Source organism: Vibrio sp. V43_P6S15P86, assembly GCF_009904725.1.
GTDB lineage: Bacteria > Pseudomonadota > Gammaproteobacteria > Enterobacterales > Vibrionaceae > Vibrio > Vibrio diabolicus.
In genome coordinates this window covers 23,766-30,680 of sequence record NZ_WXWT01000117.1, presented here as the reverse complement: position 1 = coordinate 30,680, position 6,915 = coordinate 23,766, and the positions used below count along the sequence as shown (strand labels likewise).

Annotated in this window: 6 protein-coding genes; 3 read left to right on the top strand and 3 right to left on the bottom strand. The window is 45.7% G+C overall.

From position 1 onward, the window contains the following. Positions 1–15: 15 nt before the first annotated feature. A complete protein-coding gene (locus tag CAG69_RS05040) occupies positions 16–1,362 on the top strand; it encodes an MATE family efflux transporter (RefSeq protein WP_161443023.1) in 1,347 nt (448 codons plus the stop codon). A 53-nt stretch (positions 1,363–1,415) separates the two neighbouring features. Here the strand turns inward: CAG69_RS05040 and CAG69_RS05035 are convergent, their stop codons facing one another. The 3 genes from CAG69_RS05035 to CAG69_RS05025 form a co-directional block, all read right to left on the bottom strand. Continuing rightward, complete coding sequence (locus CAG69_RS05035; protein ID WP_161443021.1) at positions 1,416–2,294, bottom strand: U32 family peptidase; 879 nt, start codon at positions 2,292–2,294, stop codon at positions 1,416–1,418. A 20-nt stretch (positions 2,295–2,314) separates the two neighbouring features. After that, on the bottom strand, positions 2,315–3,328 hold the full coding sequence (ubiU, locus tag CAG69_RS05030; protein WP_161443019.1) for a ubiquinone anaerobic biosynthesis protein UbiU: 1,014 nt from the start codon (positions 3,326–3,328) through the stop codon (positions 2,315–2,317). 133 nt (positions 3,329–3,461) lie between these two features. Continuing rightward, positions 3,462–5,501 (bottom strand): sensor domain-containing protein, encoded by a 2,040-nt coding sequence (locus CAG69_RS05025; RefSeq protein WP_005394646.1) that lies wholly within the window; start codon positions 5,499–5,501, stop codon positions 3,462–3,464. Between the two features lie 363 nt (positions 5,502–5,864). Here CAG69_RS05025 and ubiT point away from each other — a divergent pair, with 363 nt between their 5' ends. Further along, positions 5,865–6,392 (top strand): ubiquinone anaerobic biosynthesis accessory factor UbiT, encoded by a 528-nt coding sequence (gene ubiT / locus CAG69_RS05020; RefSeq protein ID WP_005394645.1) that lies wholly within the window; start codon positions 5,865–5,867, stop codon positions 6,390–6,392. Then, the gene (locus CAG69_RS05015) at positions 6,376–6,879 is read left to right on the top strand and encodes a GNAT family N-acetyltransferase (RefSeq protein WP_161443017.1); all 504 of its coding nucleotides are present in this window, start codon (positions 6,376–6,378) and stop codon (positions 6,877–6,879) included. Before ubiT ends, CAG69_RS05015 begins: the two co-directional genes overlap by 17 nt. The last annotated feature ends 36 nt before the right edge of the window (positions 6,880–6,915 follow it).

The following is a 6,915-nucleotide window of genomic DNA, read 5'->3' as shown; positions in this document are numbered from 1 at the left end:
CTACTGGTGGCAGTCATGCAAAACTCAATTTATAGACAGTTTTGGAAATATACGATTCCAACCGTCGCAGCAATGCTCGTGAACGGTTTATATCAAATAGTTGATGGCATTTTTATTGGCCGTTATGTTGGTGCTGACGGATTAGCAGGGATCAATGTTGCGTGGCCGATCATCGGTTCTATCCTCGGTATAGGGATGATGATTGGGGTGGGGACTGGTGCGCTAACGTCGATTAAGCAAGGAGAAAACGATCATGAGGGCGCGAAGCGTATTTTAACGACCGGATTGGGGTTGTTAGCGATATTGATGCCGGTCGTTGCTACCATATTGTTCTATTTTTCCGATGAATTTATTCGTTGGCAGGGGGCGGAAGGGCGAGTGTTTGAACTCGCGCTGCAATATCTGCATATTCTGATTGTCGCGTGCGTATTTACGCTAGGCTCTATCGCGGTTCCATTTCTTTTACGCAATGACGACAGCCCGAACTTAGCAACGATGCTGATGGTCATCGGTGCCGTCATTAATATTGTATTAGACTACGTATTTATTGCTTGGTTGGGGTGGGAGTTAACCGGAGCGGCCATTGCTACAGCGCTGGCACAATTGGTGGTAACCGTGCTTGGTATCGGTTACTTCTTTACTTCAAAAGCGACCTTACGCCTTCGAATCAGTGACTTTAAGGTTCAAGTCGATGTTGCACCAAAGATTATAATGATCGGTACATCTAGCTTCTTTATGTACGCGTACGGCTCTGTGATGGTGGCAATGCACAACGCATTATTTGCTCAGTACGGAAGTGCAATGTTGATCGGGGCGTATGCTATTTTGGGATATATCGTGACGGTTTACTATCTGATTGCAGAGGGAATCGCGAACGGTATGCAACCTCTAGTGAGTTTCAATCACGGGGCGCGCAACCAGGCGAACGTCAGAAAATTACTGCAAGTCGCAATGGGGACATCTGTGCTTGGTGGTGTAGCGTTTGTGGGTTTGATGAACCTTTTCCCGTACGAGTTGGTCTCGGTGTTTAACAATGCTGATCAGCAGTTGATTGATAGCACGGTGATCGGGATTCGTTTACACATGTTTGCGTTGTTCCTAGATGGCTTTTTAGTCGTGGCGGCTGCGTACTACCAATCGGTAAACAAAGGCAGCAAAGCCATGTTTGTGACATTAGGCAACATGTTGGTTCAACTGCCGTTTTTATTCGTTATGCCGAAACTGTTTGGCGTGACAGGTATTTGGCTGGCTTTCCCATTGTCCAATATTGCGCTGAGTTTAGTCGTGGTCAGTATGTTGTGGCGGGACGTGAAAAAGCTGCTAAACGAAACTTCGGCTGAGCCAACAGTGCAAGCCTGTTAACAATGGCTGATAGAGAAAAGCGAGGTTGGGCCTCGCTTTTCTTTTTTGGAGAGCTAAATGTTTTTTACTTCTAAGCCAGCTAGCTGATGCCAATAGCCATTGCATTGGCGGCTTTCGAGTTTTTCAGGGTTGTCGCCATGCTCGTTTGAGCGAAAATGCTCTAACTCAGAAAGTGTACTCACACCGAGAGGGCTTAAGCGGACCACATCAACTAGCCCTTGCATGCTTGGTAAGTCATTGATCAGGTTATAACAATACCCTGATTGTGTTTGAATACCGTTAAGGTTAAAGACTTCTTGCCCTTCTTGGCTACTGACCTGGATTCCTGTTGGGTATTTGATACAGCAGGTTTCGCAATCGTCTTTCGCTCGGTTTTCAGCTCGGGCTGTGAAACAGCGAGCGGAATACGCTAAAGGTAAATAACCGTGGCTAAATACCTCAACTTCAAACTTGTTACGAATACCAAGCTCGTCACACTGAACTAAAGTATCGTTTAACCATTCGCGAGAGAGCTCGACAGGCATACACCAACGCATCATACCTTGCTTCAAAAATAAGTTGAGCGTGTGTGCGTTATAAGTATTGATTGCAGGACCAACGACGAAAGGCACTTTATGCTCTGATGCTAATTGAACCGCCGATACGTCATTAGCCTCAATGGCGAAGTCACCGTTATTGATGTACTTCTTCATGATGTTTACTTCACTCGGTGCTTCCAGTAGCGCCATCGTAGAGATAACGACTTGCTTGCCAGAGGCAGATAAGTCTTTAGCGATTTCCAACCAGTGGGCTGATTTCATTTCTCTGCGTTTAGAGCAAACCGATTCACCCAGGTAAACAATGTCTGCAGAGCTTTGTTTTGCTTGTTGGTAGAAGGCTTCTACATCTTGTTTTGGCCAAAAATAGAGTAGTGGGCCAAGTGCGTATTTCATTGAGTTATCCATCTTAACCTCTACTGCCATTTACGGTGGTAAGCACCTAAGGTGGTTTGCGTTCCTTCCGACACATTTGCGAGCGTCGCATCCCATGCGGCTTCAACTTGGTAAGCTTCTGGGTTGGCTTGGTAGCGATCGATCGCGGCTCGCCATGTTCGAGTGACTTGCTCTACGTAAGCTGGGCTGCGTTGGCGCCCTTCAATTTTTACAGATGCGACATTAGCGGCAAACAGTTCTGGCAGCATCGAAAGGGTGTTCAAACTGGTTGGCTCTTCCAGAGCATGATAGCGTTTTTTCTCACCATCAATTTCTGTTTCAAAACGACCTTTACAGAGCGTAGGGTAGCCTGCGTTTTCTCCTGTGCAGTAGCGGTCAATTAGGATATTATTTAGACGAGACTCAAGACCTTGATCAGTTTCTTGCCAACGAACGTATTTGGCAGGAGAACAGGCACCCACAGTGTTTGGGGACTCACCCGTCATGTATGATGACAAATAACAACGGCCTTCGGACATAATACAAAGGCTACCAAAAGCAAAGACTTCTAGCTCGACATCGCTAGTGATGTTGCGCGAAAGCTGCTTCACCTGATGAATCGATAAGACGCGAGGCAGCACCACACGTTTTACGTTGAAGTTCTGTTTATAAAAATCAATGGCTGCGATGTTGGTCGCTGATGCTTGCACTGAAAGATGTAGTTCCAGATCGGGATATTTGCGAGCTGCATACTCCAGCACGGCAATGTCTGCAACAATCAGCGCGTCCACACCCAATGCCGCTGCATTGTCTACCGCGTTCGTCCAGCGCTCAAAGCCATTGGGATGAGCGAAGGTATTCAACGCGACATGAATTTTTTTGTCGCGGTCGTGAACGTATTGCACCGCTTTTTCTAACTTTTTGCCGTTAAAGTTGAGGCCAGCAAAGTGACGGGCGTTGGTATCATCTTTGAAGCCAATGTAGACGGCATCGGCACCGCAATCAATCGCAGTTTTTAACGCAGGCAGGTTACCCGCGGGACACAAGAGTTCCATATGCTCACAATCATTGAGAATAAAAAGGTGTCCGCATTTTATGAAGAATTATGAATAGCGAAATTGACCTAAGTTAGGTTTAGCTCAATAAAGTCGATATTTACCCCTTGAGAGTAAGGGTATCGGGTCGGGGTTAGTTCTTGTGACGACGATTCTGTACAAACAGCTCTTCAATTTCATGTTTTGGCTGTGGGCGATAAAAATGGAATCCTTGAATCGCATTACATTGAAGGTTAGAGAGCAAAGTAGCTTGCTGGTGGGTTTCCACCCCCTCGGCAACGACCGTCAAGTCGAGTGACTTACCCAGATTAATGATGTTTTCAATCACAGTGACCTGTTTGGGTAGCGTGTCGATATCGTTAATAAACGCGCGGTCGATTTTCAGCTCGTCGATAGGGAAGCGCGCTAAGTAGGAAAGGGAAGAGTAACCAGTACCAAAGTCATCGATAGAGAGGGCGAAGCCCAGTTTCTTAATCGCATTCAGCATTTGCAGTGTATGTTCGCTATCACTCATCACGGCACTTTCGGTTAGCTCGAAGGTAATGCAGCTTGGATCAAGCTCGGTAGTGCGAAGCAACTTTTCCATAAAGTCGATCAGCTGTGGGTTACCAAATTGCTCGGGAGAGAGGTTGATAGCGACACGACCTGGCAGTATGCCTTGTTGTTTCCAACGTTTTACCGTATTGAAAACATCACGCATCACGACGCGTCCAAGATGTTCGATTAACCCTGCACGCTCGGCGACAGGAATGAATGAACCTGGGCTAATGTAACCTTCGACAGGGTGTTTCCAACGAACGAGCGCTTCGGCACCATTAATGCTGAAGTCACGCGCGTTAACCTTTGGTTGATACCACACTTCTAAACCGTTCTGCTGCAATGCTTTTTGCAGTTCGATTTCAAGCCACAAACGCATGCGCGCTTCTTTATTCATCTGGTCGTTAAATTTGATCAGGCGATTTCGGCCACGATCTTTGGCTTCATACATCGCAGTATCAGCATTTTGTAGCAGGATTCGCGCATCTTGCCCGTCTTCAGGGTAACGAACGCTACCAATTGAGCACGCAAGGCGTTTACTGAAGTGGTGCAAGTCGAAAGGCTGGTTGATCAACGAGATAATGCGATCTGACAAAATTTCAGCCATGCGGGTATTTTCTGGTTCTGGCAGAATGACGCCAAACTCATCGCCACCCAAATGACCAATAATCGCTTGATTTGGCAGTAATCGTTTAAGACGGGCCGATACCTCTTGAATCACTTTATCGCCAATGTGGTGACCAAGTGAGTCATTAATGTTTTTGAAGTTATCGATATCCAAATAGAACACCAGAAGCGGCGTTTGCTTTTTGATCAGCTGTTCCAAACGTTTGGTAAAACCAAAGCGGTTGTAGAGTTTGGTGAGCGAATCAATATGTATGTCTTCATTCGATGCAGAAGACAAATTCTTAGGTGTATCGTCAGCGTCTTGGATCAGGATGATTTGAGACTCGCTACCTAATATCGCCGTGGAATCAGCGTGTAACTGAACTTTTCGTTCAAAGCCACATCTCGCGCTGGTTAAGCAAACAAACGGCTTGTCAGAAATTAATGCACTCAAACGATGACTAAACACTTTCTTGCTGTTTTCATCGATGAATAGACGGCTGAGCTCCTCGCCTAGCAACTCATGGGGAGAGTTCAGTCCCAGAAGGCGTGCTGATGCAGGGTTGGCAGAGATGATAATGTCATCTTCGATAAGCAGCAGACCGTCAGGCAGTAGTTGTGTCAATTTAGCAAATTTACTTTCGGACTCCTCTAAGGAGCGTACGAGGATCTGCTTTTCTGAAGTATCCACAGCGTGAAAAACGACAAAGCGAATTTCGTTACCTTCAAAAACCGGTGACAGACTAAAGTGCAGGCTGGTTTCAAGGTCGGTTTCATCGAGGGTGATTTCGGCTTCGACATGCGTCCCTTTGAATGCACGCTGATAGTAGGGCGCCAACTTTTTATAAAACTGCTCGCCCAGTACCTGGCAATCGTTTAAGCCGATGATTTCCTCATGACTTAAACCTGCGATATCGCAGTAACGGTCACTTACCATTCGATAATTGTGTTTTTTATCAAGAATAGCAAAGAAGAAAGGGCTATTTGAGGTTAGCGTGGCAAACCAATGTTTTAATTGCTGGGAAGGCATTAGGGTATTACCGATCTCCAATGAGCCAGATTATTCGTCCGTGTATAAAAAGCGACACCCTGATAAGCCTGCGGCGGTCTACTATCAAGTCACAGTATCGCTTGCCATTAAAGGGCTCGCGGTTTTAACTTTACAGTTGACAATCACATGGATACGCTCAGATAACTATAACTTTGAAAATACGGTTGTAAAAGTGTTTATCCACCTGTTCGCATCAATAATACACGTAACTTCAAAAAAAGAAGCGTTAGTGAACAATAATCCACCAATCTAAAATAAGCACTTTATTGATACATAACAGTAATCTCATTGCCACGATTGCTTAATATAGGCAACCTAATGACAAAGTAACGGATAATGAACGTGTTAAACAAGATTCGCAGTCAACTAGTAAAGAACGCAGCTAACATTTTGCGTTCTCCAGTCCAGTTATTACCACAGCCAATTCAGCAAAAAGCATTGCTGGAGGGGCTAAAAATGGTGTTTAAAGAAGCCTTGGAAGATGGTGACTTTGAGTTCCTTGAAGACAAGTGGTTAAAAGTTGCGATTAAAGACTTGAACTTAGCATGGTACATCAGCTATCAAGACGAAAAATTAGTGGTAGCTGAAAAACCAGTTCAGGAAGATGTGAGTTTTAGTGGTAATCTAAACGACCTAGTACTGATTGCTGGTCGTAAAGAAGACCCTGACACACTGTTCTTCCAACGTCGCCTTTCAATTGAAGGCGATACTGAGCTTGGCTTAGAAGTGAAAAACTTAATGGACAGTGTCGACTTAGAGCAGTTACCGAAAGCAATGCAAGTCGCTTTGAATCAATTGGCTGATTTTGTTCAGAAAGGAGTTCAAGCGCCTGCACAACCAACCGGAGTAGCGAATGCTTATTCGAACTGAAGTCCCTGCGGACATTCTTACCATTGACCGCTTATTGAAACACGCCTTCCCGACGGAAGCTGAAGCTAAGCTTGTGATGCGTTTGCGCGAAAACAGCAAATTCACACTTTCCTTAGTCGCGTGCACAGATGAGGGAGAGGTGATAGGCCATGCTTTATTTAGCCCAGTGACCTTAAATGGTGAAGATTTGTCGTGGCAAGGGCTGGCGCCATTGGCTGTTCATGAAGATTACCGTCGCCAAGGCATCGCTGCAGAGTTGATCAAAGAAGGTTTTGATTCACTGCGTGATTTTGGCTATCCAGTGTGTGTGGTGTTGGGCGATCCTGATTATTACGCGCGCCAGGGCTTTCAATCATGCGACGAGATGGGATTCGAATGTGCTTGGGATGTTCCTAAAGGTGCATTTCGTATCGCAGAGTTGGTCGAAGGTCAATGTGCCGGACGCTCCGGACGCATAGATTACGCGCCAGAGTTCTCTGAACTGTAAATGAAAGAAGCCCACTAACTCAGTGGGCTTCTTTCT